This window comes from Microvirga sp. VF16 (assembly GCF_016864375.1).
In the GTDB taxonomy this organism is placed as follows: Bacteria; Pseudomonadota; Alphaproteobacteria; order Rhizobiales; family Beijerinckiaceae; genus Microvirga.
In genome coordinates this window covers 116580-138483 of sequence record NZ_CP069354.1, presented here as the reverse complement: position 1 = coordinate 138483, position 21904 = coordinate 116580, and the positions used below count along the sequence as shown (strand labels likewise).

The 21904-nt window shown below is 61.8% G+C and carries 20 protein-coding genes and 1 tRNA gene; 9 read left to right on the top strand and 12 right to left on the bottom strand.

What is annotated here, in order from left to right; genetic code table 11:
• Positions 1-43: 43 nt before the first annotated feature.
• From trpS to fabA, 7 genes are all read right to left on the bottom strand, one after another.
• Complete coding sequence (gene trpS, locus JO965_RS00665; protein WP_203441816.1) at positions 44-1084, bottom strand: tryptophan--tRNA ligase; 1041 nt, start codon at positions 1082-1084, stop codon at positions 44-46.
• A gap of 161 nt (positions 1085-1245) precedes the next feature.
• A complete protein-coding gene (murJ, locus tag JO965_RS00660) occupies positions 1246-2781 on the bottom strand; it encodes a murein biosynthesis integral membrane protein MurJ (protein WP_203441815.1) in 1536 nt (511 codons plus the stop codon).
• 215 nt (positions 2782-2996) lie between these two features.
• Complete coding sequence (locus tag JO965_RS00655; RefSeq protein ID WP_203441814.1) at positions 2997-3623, bottom strand: thioredoxin domain-containing protein; 627 nt, start codon at positions 3621-3623, stop codon at positions 2997-2999.
• Positions 3624-3738: 115 nt separating this feature from the next.
• Positions 3739-6315 (bottom strand): GGDEF domain-containing phosphodiesterase, encoded by a 2577-nt coding sequence (locus tag JO965_RS00650; RefSeq protein WP_203441813.1) that lies wholly within the window; start codon positions 6313-6315, stop codon positions 3739-3741.
• Between the two features lie 474 nt (positions 6316-6789).
• Positions 6790-7620: an enoyl-ACP reductase FabI gene (gene fabI, locus JO965_RS00645; RefSeq protein ID WP_305846599.1), complete on the bottom strand. Its 831-nt coding sequence runs from the start codon at positions 7618-7620 to the stop codon at positions 6790-6792.
• Positions 7621-7778: 158 nt separating this feature from the next.
• Positions 7779-9002, bottom strand: coding sequence for a beta-ketoacyl-ACP synthase I (gene fabB, locus JO965_RS00640; RefSeq protein ID WP_203441812.1), 1224 nt, complete (start codon positions 9000-9002; stop codon positions 7779-7781).
• 218 nt (positions 9003-9220) lie between these two features.
• On the bottom strand, positions 9221-9742 hold the full coding sequence (fabA, locus tag JO965_RS00635; protein ID WP_203441811.1) for a 3-hydroxyacyl-[acyl-carrier-protein] dehydratase FabA: 522 nt from the start codon (positions 9740-9742) through the stop codon (positions 9221-9223).
• A 236-nt stretch (positions 9743-9978) separates the two neighbouring features.
• Here fabA and irr point away from each other — a divergent pair, with 236 nt between their 5' ends.
• A complete protein-coding gene (gene irr / locus JO965_RS00630; RefSeq protein ID WP_246776697.1) occupies positions 9979-10446 on the top strand; it encodes a Fur family transcriptional regulator Irr in 468 nt (155 codons plus the stop codon).
• Positions 10447-10486: 40 nt separating this feature from the next.
• Positions 10487-11359 carry an EamA family transporter gene (locus tag JO965_RS00625; protein ID WP_203441810.1) on the top strand — a complete coding sequence of 291 codons (873 nt, stop codon included), beginning with the start codon at positions 10487-10489 and terminating at the stop codon, positions 11357-11359.
• A 58-nt stretch (positions 11360-11417) separates the two neighbouring features.
• Here the strand turns inward: JO965_RS00625 and JO965_RS00620 are convergent, their stop codons facing one another.
• Both JO965_RS00620 and JO965_RS00615 read right to left on the bottom strand, forming a co-directional pair.
• Entirely contained in the window at positions 11418-11564 is a 147-nt protein-coding gene (locus tag JO965_RS00620) for a DUF3096 domain-containing protein (protein ID WP_203441809.1), read from the bottom strand.
• A gap of 70 nt (positions 11565-11634) precedes the next feature.
• Complete coding sequence (locus JO965_RS00615; RefSeq protein WP_203441808.1) at positions 11635-12168, bottom strand: SH3 domain-containing protein; 534 nt, start codon at positions 12166-12168, stop codon at positions 11635-11637.
• 166 nt (positions 12169-12334) lie between these two features.
• On the opposite strand from JO965_RS00615, the gene JO965_RS00610 reads away from it, so the two are divergent.
• From JO965_RS00610 to JO965_RS00595, 4 genes are all read left to right on the top strand, one after another.
• Entirely contained in the window at positions 12335-13327 is a 993-nt protein-coding gene (locus JO965_RS00610) for a D-glycerate dehydrogenase (protein WP_203441807.1), read from the top strand.
• Positions 13328-13545: 218 nt separating this feature from the next.
• Positions 13546-13974, top strand: coding sequence for a response regulator transcription factor (locus JO965_RS00605; RefSeq protein ID WP_246776696.1), 429 nt, complete (start codon positions 13546-13548; stop codon positions 13972-13974).
• Between the two features lie 194 nt (positions 13975-14168).
• A complete protein-coding gene (locus JO965_RS00600; protein ID WP_371826899.1) occupies positions 14169-14888 on the top strand; it encodes a Crp/Fnr family transcriptional regulator in 720 nt (239 codons plus the stop codon).
• A 20-nt stretch (positions 14889-14908) separates the two neighbouring features.
• Positions 14909-15187, top strand: coding sequence for a hypothetical protein (locus JO965_RS00595; RefSeq protein ID WP_203441805.1), 279 nt, complete (start codon positions 14909-14911; stop codon positions 15185-15187).
• Between the two features lie 6 nt (positions 15188-15193).
• Here JO965_RS00595 and JO965_RS00590 read toward each other — a convergent pair whose 3' ends face one another.
• Positions 15194-16447 (bottom strand): NAD(P)/FAD-dependent oxidoreductase, encoded by a 1254-nt coding sequence (locus JO965_RS00590; RefSeq protein ID WP_246776933.1) that lies wholly within the window; start codon positions 16445-16447, stop codon positions 15194-15196.
• 100 nt (positions 16448-16547) lie between these two features.
• On the opposite strand from JO965_RS00590, the gene JO965_RS00585 reads away from it, so the two are divergent.
• Entirely contained in the window at positions 16548-17279 is a 732-nt protein-coding gene (locus JO965_RS00585) for a sulfate transporter family protein (protein WP_203441803.1), read from the top strand.
• A 133-nt stretch (positions 17280-17412) separates the two neighbouring features.
• Here JO965_RS00585 and JO965_RS00580 read toward each other — a convergent pair whose 3' ends face one another.
• The gene (locus JO965_RS00580; protein ID WP_203441802.1) at positions 17413-18426 is read right to left on the bottom strand and encodes a complex I NDUFA9 subunit family protein; all 1014 of its coding nucleotides are present in this window, start codon (positions 18424-18426) and stop codon (positions 17413-17415) included.
• 177 nt (positions 18427-18603) lie between these two features.
• On the opposite strand from JO965_RS00580, the gene JO965_RS00575 reads away from it, so the two are divergent.
• Together JO965_RS00575 and JO965_RS00570 are read left to right on the top strand one after the other, a co-directional pair.
• Positions 18604-18688, top strand: a tRNA-Leu gene (locus tag JO965_RS00575).
• A gap of 82 nt (positions 18689-18770) precedes the next feature.
• Positions 18771-20189, top strand: coding sequence for a DUF6538 domain-containing protein (locus JO965_RS00570; protein WP_203441801.1), 1419 nt, complete (start codon positions 18771-18773; stop codon positions 20187-20189).
• A gap of 201 nt (positions 20190-20390) precedes the next feature.
• Here JO965_RS00570 and JO965_RS00565 read toward each other — a convergent pair whose 3' ends face one another.
• Positions 20391-21854: a primase-helicase family protein gene (locus JO965_RS00565; protein ID WP_203441800.1), complete on the bottom strand. Its 1464-nt coding sequence runs from the start codon at positions 21852-21854 to the stop codon at positions 20391-20393.
• Positions 21855-21904 lie beyond the last annotated feature (50 nt).

Below are 21904 nucleotides of genomic sequence, written 5' to 3'. Positions count from 1 at the left end.
TCGCGACAAGAGCAAGCCCAGGCATCCGCCGTAAGGTCGGGGATCAGCGTGCCCGCACGAAGCCGACGATGTCCTTCACCGCATCCATGGTTACGGAGGCCAGCGCACGGGCTCGTGCCGAGCCATCGGCCAGGACGGCGTCTATATGGCCGGGATCGGCCATAAGGCGACGCATCTCGTCCGCGACGGGCGAGAGCTTCGTCACGGCGACATCCACGAGGGCGGCCTTGAAGCCTGAGAATTGCGAGCCGCCATGCTGACGCAGCACGTCTTCCGGCGTGGTGTCCATGAGGGCCGCGTAGATCGCTACCAGGTTCTCGGCCTCGGGACGGGCCTTCAGGCCGTCGACCTCGCTCGGCAAAGGCTCGGGATCGGTCTTCGCCTTACGGACCTTCTGGGCGATGGTATCGGCATCGTCCGTCAGGTTGATGCGCGAGTAATCGGACGGGTCCGACTTCGACATCTTCTTCGAGCCGTCGCGCAGCGACATGACACGGGTGGCCGGGCCTTGGATCATCGGCTCGGTCAGCGGGAAGAAGGCATCGCCGAAGCCATGGGCGGCAATCGATTCGGCCCAGTCGTTGTTGAACTTCTGGGCGATGTCGCGGGTCAGTTCGAGATGCTGCTTCTGGTCCTCGCCCACCGGAACGTGCGTGGCGCGGTAGACCAGGATGTCGGCGGCCATCAGGTCCGGATAGGCGTAGAGGCCGACTGAGGCGTTCTCCCGGTCCTTGCCCGCCTTGTCCTTGAACTGGGTCATCCGGTTGAGCCAGCCGAGGCGTGCAACGCAGTTGAACACCCAGGCGAGCTCCGCATGCTGCGGGACCTGGCTCTGGTTGAAGACGATATGGCGCTTCGGGTCGATGCCGGCGGCGATGAAGGCGGCCGTCACCTCGCGGATCTGGCGGGTGAGGTCGGTCGGGTTCTGCGGCACGGTGATCGCGTGCATATCCACGACGCAATAGATGCAGTCGTAGTTCTCCTGCATGGCGACGAAGCGCTTGATGGCGCCGAGATAATTCCCGAGATGGAGATTGCCGGTGGGCTGAACGCCCGAGAACACCAGCTCCTTGAACTGCGCCATCGTCTTGAACTCCCACAGGGTGCATGCGCAAGGCTGAACCGCCAACCGCCCCAGATTGCCTTATGATCGCATTGTTTCGCAGCGAACCGGAGGCCGCTTAGCTCGACAATGCTCCATTGAGGCGCGCGTTATGACAGGGCCGCGCCACGATGCAAGGGTTCTCACGATTTTTTCGTGAGAACGGCCCAATCGTCGCGGGTCACCGCGCCGGTGGCCCAGGCCGCAAGCGCATAAATCGCCAAGCCGCCGAGGCAGAGAGCCGCGAGGGAGAGGGCGCCCCCCTGTGCGATGGCGCTCATGATGGTGCTCATGGCAGCTAAGAGTGCGAGGCTCATGGCGAGAACAGCAACGACGATCCGCATCAGGCGGGCCGTCAGCGCCCGGTCCGGCGACCAGAGGCCGAATCGGCGGAGGCCGATCGCCACGGCGCCCGCATGGCCGAGGCACCCGATGCTGACCCCGAGCGCGATCCCGGTCGGGCCGAGAGGCCAGGCGAGCAGGAGGGAGGCGGCCAGGGTCAGAACAAGGCCGAGGACCGCCGCCATCAGCGCCGCTCTCAAAGAGCCTCGGGCGAACAGGGTCTGGCTCAACACCTTGGCGGCGGTCGCGAAAGGCAGGCCGACGCTCAGGGCCATGAGAACGAGAGCAGTGCCCTCCGCGTCGGAGGATTGAAACGCGCCGCGCTCGAACAGCACGCTGGTCATGGGACGGGCTATAATGAACAGCGCTGCGCTCGCCGGCAGAGCGAGCAGCAGCGCCACTTCCAGCGCCCGGTTCTGTGCCGCCACGATGGCCTGCGTGTCGCCTGATTGGTGGCGGCGGGCGAGTTCGGGCAGGAGCAGGCTCGAGCCGAGAGCAGCCATCAGCCCGAGCGGCAGCTGCATGACCCTCTCAGCATAGTAAAGCCAGGACACGCCGGAGGGCCAGAAAGAGGCGATCTGGGTCGCGGCCAGGATGAAGAGCTGCACGGCGCCGCTCGCCACCAGCACGGGAAACCCGGCGAGCAGGAGACTTTTCAAAAGCGGCGACCAGCGCGGCTTGCGGAAGCGCACGAGCGGGATCTCACTATTCCACAGAGCCGCGGCGATGAAGGCGAGTTGGATCAGCCCGGCGAGGCTCGACGAGGCGGCGAGCCATGCCGCCTTCTGCGCGAGCGGTAGGGAAAGGCCGGCTTCCAGGACGACAAGCGCCAGGATCAGCCCGCCATTGACGGCAAGCGGCGCCAGCGCCGTCGCGGCAAAGCGCCCGCGCATGTTCAGGATCGCGGCCCCGATGGAGGCAAGCGTCACGCATAAGACGATGGGAAAGGACAGGCGGGTATAGAGCGCGACCAGCGCCAGTGTCTCGCTATCGTCGTGCAGGCCCGGCGCGAGAATAAGGGCGAGCAGTCCCGCGCCGATCTCCACAAGGGCGGTCAGCCCGAGCAGCGTTAGTCCAAAGACCGCCAGCACATCGCCGGCCGTCTTTGCAGCCTCGTCAGGTTCCAGAGCACCGAGAGCCGGAACGAGCGCCGGATTGAGCCCGCCCTCGCCGACGATGCGCCGCACCAGATTCGGCACGCGGAAGGCCGCGAGAAATGCATCCGCCACGGGCCCCGCTCCCAGAGCCTGCGCGAACAGCACGTCCCGGACGAAGCCGAGAACACGCGAGGCCATCGAGCCGAGGCCGACCAGAAGCGAGGAGCGGATAAGCGACATGCCCTTTGGGGCTTAGCCGGTCCCGGGGAGAATGTCTAAGGGGACAGCTTGGATGGGTGTTACCGCTGTCATTCCGGGGCCGCGCAGCGGAGCCCGGAAGCCATAGCCGCTGACGCTGCAGAATGGGCGTGACGCTGATTATCCTCTTCTGACACGTCGTGTTTATGGATTCCGGGCTCGGCTCTGACGAGCCGCCCCGGAATGACAGGGAGGCGTTAACCCCTCGCCCGCGCGATCGCCTCGCGCTTCTGCTCCAGGCTCATGCCACCGATATAGGCCTCCGTGCCGATCAGGAAGGACGGGGTCGCGACGAGGCCGAGATCGTTGCCGGTGGCGAACGCATCCTTCATCCACTGGGTCGTCTTCTCGCTGTCGGCGATCTCGGCCATGCGCTTGGGATCGCCGCCGAGACGCTCGGCCTCGGCCAGCGCCCGCGGGCCGTCGACCGTGCCGCGTAAGGCGAACAGAGCAAGATGCAGCGGCAGATAGCGCTCAGGCCCATAGAGCTGCAGATAGGCCAGGGCCGCTCGCGTGGCAGCAACCGATTGCGGGCTCAGCACGGCGAAATTCACCAGGACATAGGTCAGCTCGGGCTCGGCCTTCAGCAGATTTGGCAGGGCTTGCGCCGAGCGTTTGCACCAGGGGCAATTGTAGTCGAAATACTCCACCATGATCACATCGCCATGCTTGTGGCCGAGGCGCACGATGGAGGGCAGGTTCAGCGCGTTATCGATCAGCTCCACCGGGATCATCTGCGGCTCCGGCGCCGATTGCGCAAAGACGGGAGCTTTCGTGCCGGCAAGAGCAAGACCGGCGAGAACGACGCGGCGAGACAGGATCATGAACGGAACTCTCGTAAGGAGAATCTCTCGTGCCGGTCGATCGTGGCGATGGCAAGGCCAAGGTTGTTTTTCTCGCGGAGTCGTGACGGGGGAGGTATCCGCCGAGCGACTGCGATCACATCCCGACCCACAACGTGACAAAGGACGGCACGTTCTCGGCGGGCATGGGACGCCCGAAATGGTATCCCTGCACGAGATCGCAGCTCATGCGTTGCAGAAGGGTCGCCTGAAAGGCGCTCTCGACGCCTTCGGCCACCACTTCGATGCCAAGATTGCGGCCGAGATTCAGCAGAGCCCTGACAATGGCGGCGTCGTCCGCATCGGTCTCCAGGCCGCTCACGAAGGTCCGGTCGATCTTGATCGCGTCGACCGGAAAGCGCTTGAGATGCGACAGCGAGGCATAGCCGGTGCCGAAATCGTCGAGCGCGATCGTCACGCCCTCCGCACATAACGTACGCAATGCTCGCTCCACGTACTCGGCTCCGGAGCCGAGAAAGACGCTCTCGGTCACTTCCACTTCGAGGCAGCGGGCGGGCACATCCATCCGCCTCAAATCGTCGAGCACGCGCTCGGCATAGTTGTCGCGCCGGAATTCGGCGGCCGACGCATTGATGGCGATGCGGCCGACGGAAAGCCCGGCATCGAGCCAGCCGCGGATATCCCTGAAAATACACGATCGCATGCGCTCGCCGATGGCCGTGCCGAGCTCGGTGTCGTCGAAAGCCGGAGCGATCTGTTCCGGCGACTGGATTCCGTTGTGGGGGTGACGCCAGCGCAGAAGCGCTTCGAATCCGCCGAGCGCTCCTGAGGCCAGCACCACCTTGGGCTGGTAGAACGGCACGATCCAATCGGACGTGACAGCTCGTGCCGCCACCTCCAGGGCCGAGGCCGTCTTTTGCGACTCCTCCCGCATGGTCGGGACGAACATCTTGAACGAGCCCCGTCCGGTGGTCTTGCTGCGATAGAGCGCGAGGTCGGCCTGCTTCTGAAGCTCCTCGGGACTCATGCTGAAGCCGGCAGCAATGGCCCCGCCGATGCTGGTGCGGCAGTCCAGCAGCCTGCCGTCCCGCTTCAACGGCTCCTGCATGCGGGCCAGAATGGAATCGGCCATCGCGACGACATCGCTCTCTCCCGCGATCTCGGGCAGGAGGACGGCGAATTCGTCGCCACCCAGCCGGGCGACGGTGTCGGCGGGGCGCACGACACTGCGCAGCCGCTGTGCGAATTCCTTCAGGAGATCGTCGCCGGCATCATGACCGAACCGGTCGTTGATCTGCTTGAGATGATCGAGATCCATGACCAGCAGACCAGCGGCCGGATGCGCGTCGGATATCCCGTCGAGCGCCTGCTGAAGGCGCTCGCGGAAAAGTCTGCGATTGGCGAGACCCGTGAGATCGTCATGGTGGGCGGCCCAGCGGAGGGTTTCCTCCGTGAGCTTCCGGTCGTGGATGTCCTCGGCAGCTCCGTACCAACGAATGACAGTGCCGTCGTCGCTGCGGCGGGCCGCGGCGCGGGAGCGGAACCAGCGATAGGTACCATCGGCCATGCGCAGGCGATAATCCACATCGAGATCCTCGCCGGTCGCCACGGAGTGGGACCATCGCTCGATAACGAGTGCCGAGTCATCGGGATGAAGTGCTTCGGCCCAGCCGGAACCCAGCGAGTCTTCCGGTCGCTTGCCGGTGCGATCGTACCAGCGCGAGGAGACGTCGAGGATGTTGCCCTGCGGATCGGCCGTCCAGGAGATTTGAGGATTGAGCTCGACCGAGTGGCGGTGATGCTCTTCGCTCTCGCGCAAGGTCGCATCGTCCCGCTGCCGCTCGATGGCCAGCGCCGCCAGATGGAGCAGGGCTTCCATGCGCATCATTTCGTCGCCGGCCGGGGCGCGGGGCTCGCCATAATAGAGGGCGAGAGTGCCGAGGACTTCGCTGGAGCGCGAGAAGACCGGCTTCGACCAGCAGGCCCGCAGGCCGTGACCGAGCGCAAGGTCGCGCCAATCGGCCCATAATGGGTCGGATGCAATGTCGGTGACGATGACGCTGCTGCGCGTATGGGCAGCCGTGCCGCATGAACCTGCTTTAGGCCCGACAGACGCCCCGTCGATGGCGGCACAATAGGCGGCGGGAAGGCTGGGCGCCGCGCCGTGCCGAAGCCGTCCGCCCTGGGGGTCGTGCAGCAGGATCGAACACCAAGCACCTGGGATACGTTCCTCGGTCAGTCTGCAGAGAGCGGCGAGGATCTCGCCCACGGGCTGACCGGCGGCGACCATTTCCAGGACGCGGGCATGATCATGGAGGGTCTGTTCTGCCTCTTTCCGGTCGTGAATGTCTTCCGTCGTACCGTACCAGAAGATGATTGTGCCGGCTTCATCACGACGGGCGGCCGAGCTGGACCGGCACCAGCGGTAGCTGCCGTCAGCCGTCTTGATCCTATATTCGCATTGATAGGGCGTCCCGGTCGCCAGACTTGCGCGCCTCGACTGAATCAGACGAGGCAGGTCGTCGGGATGGACCAGTTTTACCCAGCCGTTGCCGACCAGCTCTTCAGGCGGCTGGCCGATCCATTCGGCCCAGCCGGGTCCGATCTGAACGACCTTTCCATCCGCATCGGCAAGCCACGGGATCTGTCGGCTCAGTTCGAATGCGTAATGATACAGACTTTCACTAATTGGCAAACCATTCCCTTTGGGCATGAGCAGATCTTCGTGAGATAAGCCGTGCGCCGGACCAAAGGGGAAGTGGTCGTTCCATTGCATATCGCAAACCAGAATGCCGCGAATATAAGATAAATTCTTGGCCTACATTAGGATATCTGTCCATTAGGATGAATGGACTAAGTTGGCCTTATTTGGAGGCCGAAGAGACCGTTTTTTACTGATGATTTATTAGTAAGGTTAAGTGGCCTTCGAAACGTCGAGCCCTGATGTCACGCTTCAGGGCTGAGATTACCGGCCCGATTTTCGAGAGACGTGCCAGCTGGTGCACTCCATTCCTGCCAGATTCGGAGGAGGGGCACCAATAGGTTTGATCCAGGTTTGCCAGATCTTTGGAAGAGGGCGCTTAGCGCATCGGACCCAAAAGTGGATTTGCACTTTTGGGATCGATCCGATGCTCAATCCCTTAAGCAGCGTATCGTTCGGTGCGGACCCGGAGGTCCGCACGATGCGCTAGCCCTCTTCACCTGTCACGCCGGCGGCATCCTGGGCTTTGAGCACCTCGGGGCGCGGCATCGAGATGATGTTGTAGCCGGAATCCACGTAGTGGATCTCGCCTGTCACGCCGTTGGAGAGGTCGGAGAGCAGGTAGAGGGCCGAGCCGCCGATATCCTCGATGGTCACCGTACGGCGAAGGGGAGCATGCGCCTTCTGGTAGGTGAACATGAGGCGGGCATCCGAGATGCCGGCACCGGCCAGCGTACGCACGGGCCCCGCCGAGATGGCATTGCAGCGGATTCCTTTAGGCCCGAGATCGGATGCGATATAGCGCATGGAGGCTTCCAGCGCCGCCTTCGCCACACCCATCACGTTGTAGTTCGGCATGACTCGGGTGGAGCCGCCATAGGTGAGGGTGAGGAGCGAGCCGCCGTTCTTCATGCGCTTGGCCGCGCGCTGTGCGATCTCCGTGAAGGAGAAGCAGGAGATCACCATGGTGCGCGAAAAGTTCTCGCGGGTGGTGACGTCCACGTAAGAGCCCTTGAGCTGCGACTTGTCGGAGAAGCCGATGGCGTGAACCACGAAGTCGAGGCCATCCCAGGTCCTGTCGAGGGTGTCGAATACCGCATCGACCGAGGCGATGTCCTCCACGTCGCAAGGGAGAACGAGGCTGGAGCCGAGCGATTGAGCTAGAGGAGTGACGCGCTTGCCCAGAGCCTCGCCCTGATAGGTGAAGGCGAGTTCAGCTCCATGCTCCGCCAGGGTCTTGGCGATGCCCCAGGCGATGGAGTGGTCGTTGGCGACGCCCATGATGAGGCCGCGCTTTCCTTGCATCAGACCGGTCACTTGGGTCCCCCTATGCATCGGCTCCATGGTGCGACGCCAATTGTTATGAAAGTGTGCATCGCGAGCCGGAAGAATGGTGTCGGTGAGCGTGTCCATGCGAGGTCCCCTTTGATCGACCGGGGCTTCGCATGGACCTGTCTCAGGTTTATGACGGTGTCTTATCCGTTATAGCGGCTGAAGACGAGTGTGGCATTCGTGCCGCCGAAGCCGAAGGAGTTCGACAGGACGGTGTCGATCTTGGCGTCGTCGATGCGCTTACGGACGATGTTCATGTCGGCGAATTCCGGGTCGATTTCGTCGATATGGGCGCTCTCGCAGATGAAGCGGTTGTTCATCATCAGGAGCGAATAGATCGCCTCCTGCACGCCGGTGGCACCGAGCGAATGGCCGGTGAGCGATTTCGTCGCGGAGATCGGCGGGCACTTGTCGCCAGAGCCGAAGACCTCGCGGATCGCCTCGATCTCCTTCTGGTCGCCGACCGGGGTCGAGGTGGCGTGCGGGTTGATGTAATCGACTGGATTGTGCACGTCCTTGAGGGCCATGCGCATGCAGCGAATCGCGCCCTCGCCCGAGGGCGCCACCATGTCGTAGCCGTCCGAGGTCAGGCCGTAGCCGACGATCTCGCCATAGATGCGGGCGCCGCGCGCCTTGGCATGCTCCAGTTCCTCCAGCACCAGCACGCCCGCGCCGCCGGCGATGACGAAGCCGTCGCGGTTGGCGTCATAGGCACGGGAGGCGCGGGATGGGGTGTCATTGTACTTGGTGGACATGGCGCCCATGGCGTCGAAGAGGTTGGACATGGTCCAGTCCAGGTCCTCGCAGCCGCCGGCGAACATCATGTCCTGCTTGCCGTACTGAATCATCTCGTAGGCGTTGCCGACACAGTGGTTCGAGGTCGCGCAGGCGGACGAGATCGAATAGTTCACGCCCTTGATCTTGAACCAGGTGGCGAGCGTCGCGGAAGCCGTGGAGGACATCGCCTTGGGCACGGCAAACGGGCCGATGCGCTTGGGGCCTTTTTCGCGGGTGATGTCGCCGGCTTCCAAGATGATGCGGGTGGAGGGACCGCCCGAACCCATGATGATGCCGGTGCGCTCGTTGGAGATATCGTTCTCCTCAAGACCCGCATCCCGGATCGCCTGGTCCATGGCGACATGGTTCCAGGCCGTGCCCTTGGCGTGGAAGCGCATGGCGCGCCGGTCGACGATCTCTTCCGGGTTCAGGCTCGGAGCGCCATGAACCTGGCACCGGAAGCCGTATTTCGTGTAATCCTCGGCCTTGCTGATGCCGGATTTCGCTTCACGCAGAGAGGCCAGCACCTCCTGCGTGTTGTTGCCGATGGACGACACGATGCCCATTCCGGTGACGACGACGCGCCTCATAGCCTACCTCTTCAAAGGATCTTCACTGCCAGCCTTAACGATTCAACACGTAAGGCCGACGATGCGCATTCTCAACAGTGAGCCATGCGAATGGGATGAAAGCGTGATCCCGAACATGGACGGCCCCGCCGTCGAGCAGCGAGGCCGGTTCTTTAAAAAAGAATACTCTTTGTCAATACGATGGGACAGCCGCTGACGTTTGGTCAGCGCCAAAAGGCCTAGCCGCCTGCCGGCGTGTCCGCCTGGAAAAGGCCGACCCGCATGTCCTTGGCCTCATAGATCCGGCGTCCGTCGGCCTCGAGCCAGCCGTCGGCGATGCCGAGCACCAGCTTCGAGCGGAAGACGCGCTTGAGATCGACGCCGTAGACCACTTTCTTGACCGTGGGCAGCACCTGATCGGAGAACTTCACCTCGCCGACGCCGAGCGCCCGGCCACGGCCCGGAGACCCGCCCCAGCCGAGGAAGAAGCCGGTCATCTGCCAGAGAGCATCCAGCCCGAGGCAGCCCGGCATCACCGGGTCACCCTGGAAGTGGCAGGGGAAGAACCAGAGATCCGGCCGCACGTCGAGTTCTGCCAGCACATGGCCCTTGCCGTAGGCGCCGCCATCCTCGCCGATGGAGGTGATGCGGTCGAACATCAGCATGGGCGGAAGCGGCAATTGCGCATTGCCGGGGCCGAACAATTCTCCGCGCCCGCAGGCAAGGAGCTCTTCATAAGTAAAGCTGGACTGGCGGGCCATTCCGGATGCCGATCCTTTCATCGCGACTTCAAAAAGCGGCCTCGAGAAAATCTCGGGACCTGGGTGCGGGCTCTGGTAGCACAGGCTTGGCCATCCATCAAAGGGACCTGAGCCGGGATTCTTTCGCTGTCTTAAGGATCATTCCGGCCGCCATCGCAGGGCAGCCTTGCAGTAACCCTCTCGCTTTCCTATGATTGTGATGTTAGAAGCGCCCATTCGTCCATTCAGTTCCGCCGATGACCGATCCTTTGTCCGCCTATATCGAGTCCACCACCGCTTCGCATCGGAAGGGCTGCCCCGTATCCGAATTGCGGGACAAGCTGCGTCGCGTGGGCCTGCGCCCGACCCGGCAGCGCGTGTCTCTGGGCTGGCTCCTGTTCGGCAAGGGCGACCGGCATATCACGGCTGAAATGCTCTTCGACGAGGCATCCCGCGCCCGCGTCCCGGTCTCGCTGGCGACCGTCTACAACACCCTGCACCAGTTCACGGAAGCCGGCCTCCTGCGCCAGCTCGCGGTGGATGGGGCCAAGGCCTATTTCGACACCAACCCGACCGAGCACCACCACTTCTTCCTGGAGGAAGAGGGCGAACTCGTCGACATGCCCTCCTCGGGTCTGAGCGTGGCTGACCTGCCCGAGCCGCCGGAAGGCATGGAAGTGGCGGGCGTCGAGGTCATCGTGCGCCTGCGCCGCAAGACCGCCTGATCCGCATTCCCTTTCGTGAGAGCGGCGGTTCCGTTCCCCAATGCCGCTCAGCCATAGCCTCGTCGCTCTTCTCGTCACGACCATCTGGGGCCTGAGCTTCGTCGTCATCAAGCTTGGGGTCGGCACCATGCCGCCCCTGCTGCTCGCTGCGCTCCGCTTCCTCTTCGCAGCCCTTCCCGCCGTGTTCTTCGTCCCGCGGCCGAAGACCGGTTGGCGCAAGATCGTCGCCTACGGCTTCTTCCTCGGTGTCGCTCAGTTCGGGCTGCTCTTTGCGGCGCTTGCCATCGGCATGCCGGCAAGCCTCGCCTCCGTGGTCATGCAGGCGCAGGTCTTCTTCACGATCCTCTTCGCGACGCTGTTCATGGGCGAACGGCCTGGGCCGCATCAGGTCATCGGCGGTCTTGTCGCCAGTCTCGGCCTCGTCCTGATCGCCTGGCCGCGCATGACCGGGGGAGGGGCCGTCCCCTTCCTGATGACGGTCGTTGCCGCCGCCTCATGGGGTGTGGCGAACATCGTCTCGAAACGCGCCGGCCGGATCGACATGCTGGGCTTCATTGTCTGGTCGAGCCTCGTCGCGCCGCTGCCGCTCTTCGGTCTGTCTCTCTGGCTCGATGGTCCCACGCAGGTCTTCGCAGCGCTCAGGCACATCGATGGCGGGACGCTCGCGGCGGTGGCCTATCTCGCCTATCCAACCACGATCTTCGCCTTCGGGATCTGGGCCTATCTCCTCTCCCGCCACCCGGCGGCGACCGTGACGCCCTTCGCTCTGTTCGTCCCCGTCGCGGGCATCCTGGGTTCCGCTCTCATTCTCGGCGAGGCCATGCACCCGATCGAGGCCATCGGCGGCGGCGTGATTGTTCTGGGTCTCGCCTTCAACATCTTCGGCCAGCGGCTGATGCGACGGGTGGTCTAAATCTCGCCGTCATTCCGGGGCGCATCTCTGGTGCAAGCCCGGAATGACAGTGAGGGAGTCAGCGGATGAAGCCGTAGCCGACGAGCCCGTAGGCGATGAGGAAGATCGCCACGAAGATGTTCAGGAAGCGCGGAATGAAAATTGAGGCGGCGCCGAGGGCGATGGCGAGGATCGGAAGAAGTTTGAAGCTCAGGTTCAAGGACATGGCAGGCTTTCCGGTAACGGGAAACGATGTTGCCTTCTACCGGCCGAATGCTTGATAAATCGGAAAAGGCCTATTCGACCGCCTCATTGGGATAGACGCCCCACAACTTTTCCTGCTGGATGTAGCCGTCTACGTCGCGGGCTCCGTCCATCACGATCATCACGCGGCACCATTTACCGTCGCAGCCCTTGATGTTGGTGATCACGCCCGGCTGCAGATTAGCCACCACGCCGGCCTTATCCTCCGCGCGGTCCAAAAGGCTGATCGGGGGCTGATTGCCCTTGGCCCAGGGCATCACGAGAGCCGTGCGCCGACCCGACAGCAGGGAGTGGAGAACCCAGCCTTCCGTGCCTTCCGAATCGCGGATCCGCCGCCAGGTCTCGTATTCGGCGATGATCTCCACGGGGAGCCCGGCGCGCTGGAACACCCAGGCGGTCCTGTGATCCTTGGAGGGGCCCTCGCGCAGATTCACCCGATCCGTCTTGAGGCTGACATAGCGCGGCACCGGCAGGCCGGTTCCCAGGCGACCGCCCGGGGGCTGCTGCGCCAGCGCCGATGCAGCGCTCAGGCTGACAAGAGCAAGGGCAAGGACGATCTTGCGCATGGTTCCCCCGGATAGTGGCTTTGTCTTGGGTTGAGGCTCTGGTAGAGAAGCTTGACGGAGACCGCCACGCGGCGGGTCGTCACCTTTGATCGCCGAAGCAGAGTTAAGAGAGCGTGAAACTCTTTATAATTCGCAGGCTTTTCAGTGCTGGGGACGCTTGAAGTCGATGAAAAAGAGACCTGTCGTCGTTGTCACCCGCCGCCTGCCCGACGTGATCGAAACGCGCCTGCGCGAATTGTTCGACACGCGCCTGAACCTCGAGGACAGGCCGCTCTCGGCCGAAGAACTCTCCGAAGCCGTCAAGACCGCCGATGTGCTCGTGCCGACCATCACGGACGAGATCGATGCTGCGGTGCTGGAGCAGGCCGGTCCCAACCTGAAGCTCATCGCCAATTTCGGCAACGGCGTCGACAATATCGACGTGTCGGCCGCAGTGGCGAAGGGCATCACCGTCACCAACACGCCCGGCGTGCTGACCGAGGACACGGCGGACATGACCATGGCGCTGATTCTGGCGGTCGCCCGCCGCATCCCGGAAGGGGCGCGGGTGATCCCGGATGGAAACTGGGCCGGTTGGTCGCCGACCTGGATGCTGGGGCGGCGCATCACGGGAAAACGCCTCGGCATCGTCGGCATGGGCCGCATCGGCCAGGCCCTGGCCCGGCGCGCCAGGGCCTTCGGCCTGTCGATCCACTACCACAACCGCCGCCACGTGCCGCCGAGGATCGAGACCGAACTCGAGGCGACCTATTGGGAATCCCTCGACCAGATGCTGGCCCGTATGGACATCGTATCCGTCAACTGCCCGCATACGCCGGCGACCTATCACCTGCTCTCGGCACGGCGCCTGAAGCTCATGAAGCCCGATGCGATCCTGGTGAACACCGCCCGCGGCGAGATTATCGACGAGGCTGCGCTCACCAAGCTCATCGAAGCCGGCGCCATCGCGGGCGCGGGCCTCGACGTGTTCGAGGAGGAGCCGGCGGTCAATCCGCGCCTCGTCAGGCTCGCCAAGCAGGGCAAGGTGGTGCTGCTGCCGCATATGGGCTCGGCGACCCATGAGGGACGCGTCGCCATGGGCGAGAAGGTCATCGTCAACATCCGGGCCTTCGTCGACGGTCACAAGCCGCCCGACCGCGTTCTGCCCAGCATGCTCTGATCCTTGTTTTCCAGTGGGCACCATGCTTCGACCGGCGAGCCATCGCCGACAATGCCGGACCCCAAAAGTGGACCTGCACTTTTGGGATTCAATCCGATGCTCTACTCTTTGAAGAGCGTATCGTTGGACGCGGAACCGGAGGGCCGCACGATGCTCTAGGGCACATTTTTTCCTTGCTCTAACGTAACGATAACATAAGTTAATTTATGTGATTCGCGTTGTTCGGCCTGCGTAACCCTCCCCATCCTGCGGCGAGCGCCCCCGATCTGATGAACGGCCCGACGATTTCCTTGCGCCCTGTCGTGCTCCTCGTGGAGGACGAGCCCTTTATCCGCATGGCGACGGCCGATGCCCTTGAGGATGCCGGTTTCGAGGTAGTCGAGACCGCCAACGCCCAGGCGGCGCAGGAGGTTCTTCTGCACCGAGCGGATATCCGGGTTCTGTTCACCGACGTGAAGATGCCCGGCCCCATGAACGGTCTTGAGCTCGCTTCCCTCGTTCGCAGCCGCTGGCCGCACATCTCCGTCGTCATCACCTCCGGCCATCTGGAGCCGGGCAACGGCTTGCTGCCGCGAGAGGCCATCTTCATCGCCAAACCCTATGGCGAACACGCTCCCGCCAGGGCGATACGGGCTCTTCTGGACTGACGTTCCGAGTCTACAGGACGACTCCGGCGCACTCCCTCATCGATGGATCAACCGAATCTTCGGCCTCGTTGCGAATCTGAAGATGTGGGTCGCGGTCCCATGCAACCAAAATCCATCTTGAGCATAAACATATGTGAGTGCGGCTAAGAGTGGAGTTTGACCAGAACAGGAGTGTCCCTACCCCTATGGCCTTGATGACCAATTCCCTCATTCTAAAGCTTGAGAAGTACGACGGGCTCTCCGACGCAGAAAAAGGAGCTCTCGAGAACGCGATTGCACGTATTCGCGTCGTCGAAGCCGATGAGGACCTCGTGCGGGAAGGCGACCGCCCAACGGAAAGCTCGCTTCTTCTTGAGGGCTTTGCAGCTCGCTACAAGATCGTCTCGAATGGTCGGCGACAGATCTCGGCCATCCATGTTGCAGGTGATTTCATCGACCTGCACAGTTTCCTTCTGAAGACGATGGACCACGGGGTTCTGGCGCTCACCAATTGCCGCATCGCTCTCGTTCCGCATGCGACGCTTGAGAAGATCACCGATGAATTCCCTCATCTCACACGGCTGCTCTGGCTCAGCACCCTGATCGACGGCGCCATTCACCGGGAATGGCTGACGACCATGGGGCGCCTTTCCGCCACGGCGCACATGGCTCATCTGATCTGCGAGCTTTTCCTACGTCTTAAGGTAATCGGCCGGGTTGAGGGTGACACGATCCAATTACCGATCACTCAGGCAGAGCTCGGTGATACCTTGGGACTTTCAACCGTTCATGTGAACCGGGTGCTGCAGGAATTGCGCAAGGAAGGGTTGATCCGTTTTCAGGGTGATGCGTTGACCATTCTCGATTGGGAGCGGCTGAAGAAGGTGGGCGAATTCACCTCGACCTATCTCAGCATTCAGAACGAACACCGATAGCGCTGACTTGCGGAAACGAGATGCACGACATTACTCTCAAACCGATGCCCGTTATGGCCGACGGCGGCCGTCATGAGGGACAGCTGGTCCTCGTGGATGGGCAGCTGATCGCCGTCTTTACCTGGGTGACGCCGGAAGAAACCGTCGGCGGTCGGGGGCAGGCCGGAGGCTGGTTTCTGGAAGCTGGCTTCGGCCCCTGCAGCGGTCTCATCAGTGTGACGCCTCCCGTTCTTGCCACGCTCGACGAGGCCGTCACCTGGGTGCGCGCCCAGCTGGATACTGGCTTGTCTCAGCCCTGAACGCCGTCAGCGTAGTTTAGCGACAATCTCTCCGGCCGCTCTCTCGCCTTCCTCCCAGGCTCCTCCGGCCGTGCCCCACTGGGCACGCGAGAGCGCTTCGCCGGCAAACCAGATCCGCTCTCCAACCGGCATCTTCAGGATATCGCGGATGGCATAAAGTCCCGGCGGCACCACGGCCCAGGAGGCGCGCGACCAGGGATCATGCCGCCAGGCGGTGCTGTGCAAGGCGGAGAGATTGCGGACCGCCCGATGGCCGAACTGCTCCGACAGTACAGCACGTGCATAACGATAGGGCGCATGAATGTCCCGCCGGTCGAAACTGGCAGCTCTGGGCTGATCGAGCTCGAAGAAATGAAACGGTGTGCCGTCGATGCGGGTCAGGAGACCCGGCGGCTGCAAGCGAGTCCCCGTCAGGCTCGCCAGCCGGTCCGCGCCGTGGAAGGGCGAATCCGGCCAGTGCAGGACCACATGTTCGTAGACGCCTTGCGTGAAGCCGTGAACGGCTTCCGCGATGGTGTTGGGCAAAGCGGGTGCGAAGCGGATCGCACCCTGCTGCAGCACCGCCATGGGTGTGGTGACGATCACGGCCCTGGCCTGAAGCGTCCCGGCAGAGGTATCGATCCTCACGCTTTGCCCCGACCAGTCGATGGCACGGACGGCGGTGCCGAGCCGTACCGGCAAATCCTGGCCGAGGCGGCGCACATAGGCGCCGAGGCCGCCGGCGATGAAGAGATTGTCCGAATATTCCATGCTCGGGAAATCATGCAGGCTCACTTCGTCGAGAGGCCGGCCTGAGACGAGACTATGAATGGCAGCGACGCGCTTCCCTTGAGGTCCCATGGGAGGCAGCGTTTTGGCAGCCGGTTGATCTTCGCGGGCTTTCGCGGCCTGGGTCATCGCCCGGTCGGCCATGTCGAAGGCGCGGTCGAGGGCGGCGCGCGCGGCTCCGCTGCCCGGCCGGCCGCGGATGAAGAAATGTCCGTTCACGGGAGCCCGGCGTAAGGGTTCACCTCGCGTCCGTCCGAGCTTCACCAAGGGGTTGATCGGCCCCGCATGAAGCCAATGGGCGCCAAGATCGAGCGGATGACCCTTGAACATACGGGTAACGGTGCGCCCGCCGATGCGATCCCGGGCCTCCAGCACCGTCACCGTCAATCCCGACGCCAGCAGGCGCCGTGCCGCGGCGATTCCGGCGCTCCCCGCGCCGATAATCGCCACGTCCGGATTCGTAGGCAAGCTCGTCCACGTTGCATCTTCCATCGGCACGATGATCTCCACCCCTCGCTTTGCGGCGGGTTCGTTCATAAGTAAGGTCCGCCTCCTGCATCAAGGGATGCTGAATGAAGGACACGAACGACAGATGCTGATCCAATCGGTTTTCGCGGCGGCCCGCGAGATCTTCTCGCCCGCCCTGCGGCACATTCTCTGGAAATCGATCGGATTGACGGTGGCGCTGCTTATCCTGGTCTGGCTCGGCCTGACCAAGCTGTTCGACATCTTCCTCACGAACCACGATCTGAGCGCCAGCTATCCTATCATCGACAGCTTCGCGTTCTTCCTGGCGGGCTTCGGCCTCTTCGTTGCGTTGATCTATCTGCTGCCGGCGATCTCCGCCATCGTGGCGGGCTATTTCCTCGACGACGTGGCCGAGGTGGTGGAGCGCAAGGACTATCCGGCCGATCCGCCGGGACAGGCGCTGCCCTTCGGCAAGTCCCTTCTCTACGGTCTTCGCTTCGCCGGCCTGTCGCTGCTTGTGAACCTCATCGCCCTGCTCCTGTTCTTCATCCCCGGTATCAATATCGGCGTGTTTTTCGTCGCCAATGCCTATCTGCTCGGCCGGGAATATTTTGAACTGGCGGCGGGCCGCTTCTGGCCGGCTGAGGATGTGGCGCGCCTGCGCACCGAGCACCGGGGCACGGTGCTGGCCGCTGGTGCCGTCGTGGCGGGCCTCGTTCTCGTGCCGGTGCTGAACCTGATCACGCCGATCTTCGGCGCGACGCTGATGGTTCACCTGCACAAGAAGCTCGCGCAGAATTCGGCGAAGCGGATGCCGCTTCGCCGTGAAGAGCCCGCACCCATCGAGAAATATTGAAGGGCTTGCTTCTAGAGCATCGGACCCAAAAGTGGACCCACTTTTGGGGTCGCTTCCGATGCTCCTTCTCTTGGCTGGCGCATCGTTCAGCGCGGAAAACCGGATCCACTTTTCCGCACGATGCGCTAGCCCTTCAGTGGCCTGTCGACGGCGCGTTGCGCTTGAGGTCGAACTGGCCGGTCTTGCGGAAGCGCAGGAGGTAGCTCGGCACGATCGCCTCGATGGTGGTGGGCGTGAGGCCGAGTCCCTGGAGCGTCCGGCCCTCGCGGATGGCGCTTTCCGAGACCACGTTGTCCGTCTCCAGCAGGATTGCCTGGTCGCGGGTGGTGACGATCTCGTCGGGCAGAAGGCCGAGCGTCAGCCAGTCGAGGGTCCCAAGGACGCTGCCTTGAGTCCGCGCCAGGGAGTTCGGCACCGGGATGATGACGCGCTTGCGCTCGGTGACCTCGAACACGAATTCCATCATCTGGCGCATGGTGCGGATCTCGGGTCCGCCGAGCTCATAAGTGCGCCCGCCCGGCACCGCACCGTCCACCGCCCGCACGATGGCCTCGGCCACGTCGCCGGCATAGACCGGCTGGAAGCGGGTCTCGGCGCCTGGCAGCGGCAGCACGGGGAGCATGCGCGCGAGCGTGGCGAAGCGGTTGAACGAGCTGTCGCCCGGCCCGAACATCAGCGAAGGACGCAGGATCGTCGCATCCGGCCGCGCCTCGAGCAGGGCCGTCTCGCCCTCGGCCTTGGTGCGGGCATAGGTCGATTCGGAACCCGCATCGGCCCCGATGGCCGAGACATGGGTGAAGGACACGGCCTTCCTGGCCAGGCGCGCGATCATGGCCGGCGCCTTGGCCTGGAGCGTGTCGAAGCGCTGGCGGCCGGTCTCCTGCAGGATGCCGACGAGGTTGACCACATGGTCCGCCCGCGCCACCGCATGGGCGATGGAATCCTCGTTGCGCAGGTTGGCATGGATCGGGTTGATCTGACCCACCTTGCCCAGGGGCAGGAAGTTCGCGAGGTTCGGCTGGCGGGTCGGCACGAGGACGCGATAGCCGCGCTCGGCCAGACGGCTCACCACGTAGCGGCCGAGAAAGCCCGATCCGCCGAAAACGGTGACGGTTTGTTGCTCAGGCGTGCGAAGGGCACCGATCATGAAACTCTCCTGCCCGGTGAAGGGCCCGTATGGAGCTTGGGGCGAAATTTAAAACGTCTCTAGTCAAACGCCGCCCCCCTGTGAAGAGGTGCGACAGCAAGAAACCGCATGGGACGCATTTTCGGCGATTGACGCGGCCCCAGAAGCACCGTAAACGAAGCCTCGCCGACAAGGCATGCCCAGGTGGCGGAATTGGTAGACGCACTGCTTTCAGGTAGCAGCGGGTAACACCGTGGAGGTTCGAGTCCTCTCCTGGGCACCATCTTTCCTGATGGTTTTCTAAGCTTTCTCAAGAGGTTAAGTTAGATAATCGGTTGCTCGTGGTCACACACGAGGTCACACTGGTGTCAGTTTTAACCCTTCAGATTGGCTCTCTAAAAATCACCGTGAAGTACACTGTCCTGAAGCGTGGTGTCTGGTTCTACCGGAGACGTATTCCGAAGGAACTGCAACACCATTACCCGCAGCCCTATCGCTATGAGAGCCTGAAAACACAGGACCCTCATCAAGCGGCGAAGTTGGCTGCGGCTTTGGCTGCGAAAGACGATGCCTTCTGGCAATCCCTACGCTCTCCTGAGGGACAAGCTTCGGGCCTTACAACCCGTGAGAACACAGAAGGCGCTAATGCGCTCCTGAAGTCTCTAGGGCTTGCCCCTGGCGATTTGAACCGTGATGCAAGCCAAACGGTGGACGCGCTAGACGCTTATATGTCACGGCGCTATGGCACGGCGTATCTTGAGTCCCGCCACGATCCTCATGTGTCTCAGGTTCGCCCCGTAGATAGCTTTTACACGCCCGTGGAGGCCGAAGCTGTTCGCCTCCTGAGTGAAGGGACTACCAAACACCGTCCTCACTTGAGCGAAGCCGTAGAGGCGTATCTGAAGCAGCACGCCAAAGGCAAACAGAAGAAGTTCATTGAGAACACCAAGCGGGCTGTTGGGCATCTAGAGAGTGTGGCAGGAGACCTCCCGTTAGACCTCTATAATCGTGCCCATGGTCGGGCTGTGATCGAAGTTCTATCGGCTAAGGGCAACAAGACAGCCACTATCCGCCGCCGCATCGCTGTACTTAGCGCGGTGTTCAACATAGCGATTGACGAGCTTGAACTACGTGGCTTGGACAACCCGTTTAGGCGGCTCAAAATCCCTAACTTGGGGCTGGATAAGCAGCGGCGTGTGTCCTTCACAAAGGAAGAACTTACGACGATTGCTAAGGATTGCGTGGAAAGGGATGACGATATTCGCCATCTGGTTGCTGCTCTGTCCGATACAGGCGCTCGGTTAAGTGAGATTGCCGGATTGCGGCTTGAGGACGTTTTCTTAGACCACGCTGTTCCGCATATCTGGATACGAACTCACCTGAAGCACGGTCGATCCCTCAAGGAAGAGACAACGGAACGTAAGGTCCCCTTGGTTGGCATGGCCCTTTGGGGAGTCACAAGAGCCGTCAAGCAATCCAAGGCACTCAAGCGCAGAGATGGATGGCTCTTTCCCCGCTATGCCAATGATGAAGGCGTTAACGGCACTGCGGCATCCAACGCCATCAAGAAGTGGCTTCGGAATTCCCTTGAAATCAGCAAGACATCTCATTCATTCCGCCACGCGATGAAGGACCGCTTGAGATTAGCCAAGATACCTGAGGAGGCTCACAACCGCATAGGTGGATGGGGGAGATTCACGATTCCTCAGGGCTATGGCGAGGGGCACGAACTCAAGCAGCTTCAGGGTTATCTAGAAGAGGTTGTAATTTACAGGCCCGAATAGTCGGCGCATGTTTATAATGTTGCATAATTGCAACACAATACTCCAGAGTTGAGGCTCCCATGTGCTGGTGACACACGGTGACACACGAAACAGGCTAAACACTAATGAACGGGGCCTCCCCGATGCTTAAGGTCCTTGAACTCCTTAGAAACAAAGGATTTCTCGTGTCTCGCACATCGGGGTGACTCCTAGCGATTACGCTCAAATATCGAGCGTCTCACCCACCTTATAGCCTTTGGGAAGCTCCCAGAACCTCCCCTGTTTCGTCCGAACCCTTGTGAACCCTAAGGCCCCCAGGTCCTGCGTCATTTGATTGTTCGGAGGTCTCTTGTACGACCCCGTGAACTCCAAAGAGGCTTCTATCAGCGGGATGGTTGTGAGCCCTCTCGCGTTAGAGACCTCAGGCACCTCACGACGCTCAAGCATCCCTGCCACCTGCACGTAGAACGGGGAGCGACTATCCTCAATCAGACTGCGCTTGTGTTCCGTCTCAGGAGGTCTTGCGAACGGCTGGAATCTTCCGGTTCGCTCGATCTCCTTCATACGATCTTCAAACCACCGCCTAAGGCTTCCAAGCGCTCCCATGTGAGGCAAGCGTGTCTCAGGATGCTTGAGATACTTCCACCTATCAGACCACCACTCCGCAGGCATGGCGTCCCGCTGTGGGCTCTCAAAGGTGAACCACCGCCTATCCTCCTCATCAAGAACGATAGCTGATGATCGGTTGGAGAAAGCTAAGAAGTGAATCATGTTACGGGTGTTCTGTTGTGGCCCGTACTTGATGTTCACGAACTGGCTTTCCTCACTCTGCCAAGTCTTGAGATTATCAGCGAATCCATAGTCGCCTTGCTCATAAAGCTCGTTAACGACTGCGAGCGTGGTTCCCATCACGAACGATTGGAAGCCCCCTTTCAGTGTGCCTGAGGTGATGTTCTTATAGTTCCTAGTTCCCACCATGTACTTAAGAGCCTCCGCAATGAAGCCCTTACCGGCACCTGTTAGGCTGGACACAAGCAATACCGAAACAGGCATCTTCACATCTGGTCGGCATATGAGATGTGTGCACCAATCTAGGAAGTAATCACGCTCCGTCTCGTGATCCCCAAAGAACCTCTCCACCACATCAAGGAACCACCTAGGCTCCTGATATCCCTTGGTCCTGATAGGTTTGACCTCAGGAGGGCTCCACAGGTTCCAGACCTTAGCTCTCTCAGGAAGCACAACGATACTCTCTTTGCCCGGGTAGGTGTCCATGAAGTCCACCACCATGCGGTGTAGGGCCGTAAAACCCTGCTCATCGACCTTGAGATAACTCCCAAGCGTCTTGTGCAGTATCGGGCTAGAAACCTCAGATAGTTGAGGGGCTTCATAGGAAAGCCTCACCTTCCCATCGTTCCTTCCATAAGAGAGCACAGGCTTCTCAGAGGAAAAGTCGAGATCAACCTTCATCTGTGCCGCGTTATCCCTGAGTGGCGTCCTATCGGCTCCGAGACTCCGATAAAACCACGCATTGGCCGTAACGACGAAGATAAGGTTCCTCGCTACAGCCTCCCAAAGGCTTGCCATCATCCTGTGGTGCTCAGACGTTCCAGACCTAACAGCCTCTCCCGCCTTAAGAAGTCTACTCGCCTCCTCCGCTGAGATTAGCTTTGAGTCTCTTGGCATAATTGTTTGACGCCTCCTGCGTCCCTCACAAGTTCTTCTTTGTGTCGCAT

Bases quoted from the DNA above. Each gene is read 5' to 3' on its own strand.
- JO965_RS00600 (WP_371826899.1), top strand. From the start codon at position 14,169: ATGACCAATTCCCTCATTCTAAAGCTTGAGAAGTACGACGGGCTCTCC.
- JO965_RS00610 (WP_203441807.1), top strand. From the start codon at position 12,335: ATGAAAAAGAGACCTGTCGTCGTTGTCACCCGCCGCCTGCCCGACGTG.
- JO965_RS00650 (WP_203441813.1), bottom strand. From the start codon at position 6,315: ATGCCCAAAGGGAATGGTTTGCCAATTAGTGAAAGTCTGTATCATTAC.
- JO965_RS00595 (WP_203441805.1), top strand. From the start codon at position 14,909: ATGCACGACATTACTCTCAAACCGATGCCCGTTATGGCCGACGGCGGC.
- JO965_RS00580 (WP_203441802.1), bottom strand. From the start codon at position 18,426: ATGATCGGTGCCCTTCGCACGCCTGAGCAACAAACCGTCACCGTTTTC.
- JO965_RS00590 (WP_246776933.1), bottom strand. From the start codon at position 16,447: ATGGAAGATGCAACGTGGACGAGCTTGCCTACGAATCCGGACGTGGCG.
- murJ (WP_203441815.1), bottom strand. From the start codon at position 2,781: ATGTCGCTTATCCGCTCCTCGCTTCTGGTCGGCCTCGGCTCGATGGCC.
- JO965_RS00655 (WP_203441814.1), bottom strand. From the start codon at position 3,623: ATGATCCTGTCTCGCCGCGTCGTTCTCGCCGGTCTTGCTCTTGCCGGC.
- fabB (WP_203441812.1), bottom strand. From the start codon at position 9,002: ATGAGGCGCGTCGTCGTCACCGGAATGGGCATCGTGTCGTCCATCGGC.
- JO965_RS00565 (WP_203441800.1), bottom strand. From the start codon at position 21,854: ATGCCAAGAGACTCAAAGCTAATCTCAGCGGAGGAGGCGAGTAGACTT.
- JO965_RS00620 (WP_203441809.1), bottom strand. From the start codon at position 11,564: ATGTCCTTGAACCTGAGCTTCAAACTTCTTCCGATCCTCGCCATCGCC.
- trpS (WP_203441816.1), bottom strand. From the start codon at position 1,084: ATGGCGCAGTTCAAGGAGCTGGTGTTCTCGGGCGTTCAGCCCACCGGC.
- fabA (WP_203441811.1), bottom strand. From the start codon at position 9,742: ATGGCCCGCCAGTCCAGCTTTACTTATGAAGAGCTCCTTGCCTGCGGG.
- JO965_RS00585 (WP_203441803.1), top strand. From the start codon at position 16,548: ATGCTGATCCAATCGGTTTTCGCGGCGGCCCGCGAGATCTTCTCGCCC.
- JO965_RS00625 (WP_203441810.1), top strand. From the start codon at position 10,487: ATGCCGCTCAGCCATAGCCTCGTCGCTCTTCTCGTCACGACCATCTGG.
- irr (WP_246776697.1), top strand. From the start codon at position 9,979: ATGACCGATCCTTTGTCCGCCTATATCGAGTCCACCACCGCTTCGCAT.
- JO965_RS00615 (WP_203441808.1), bottom strand. From the start codon at position 12,168: ATGCGCAAGATCGTCCTTGCCCTTGCTCTTGTCAGCCTGAGCGCTGCA.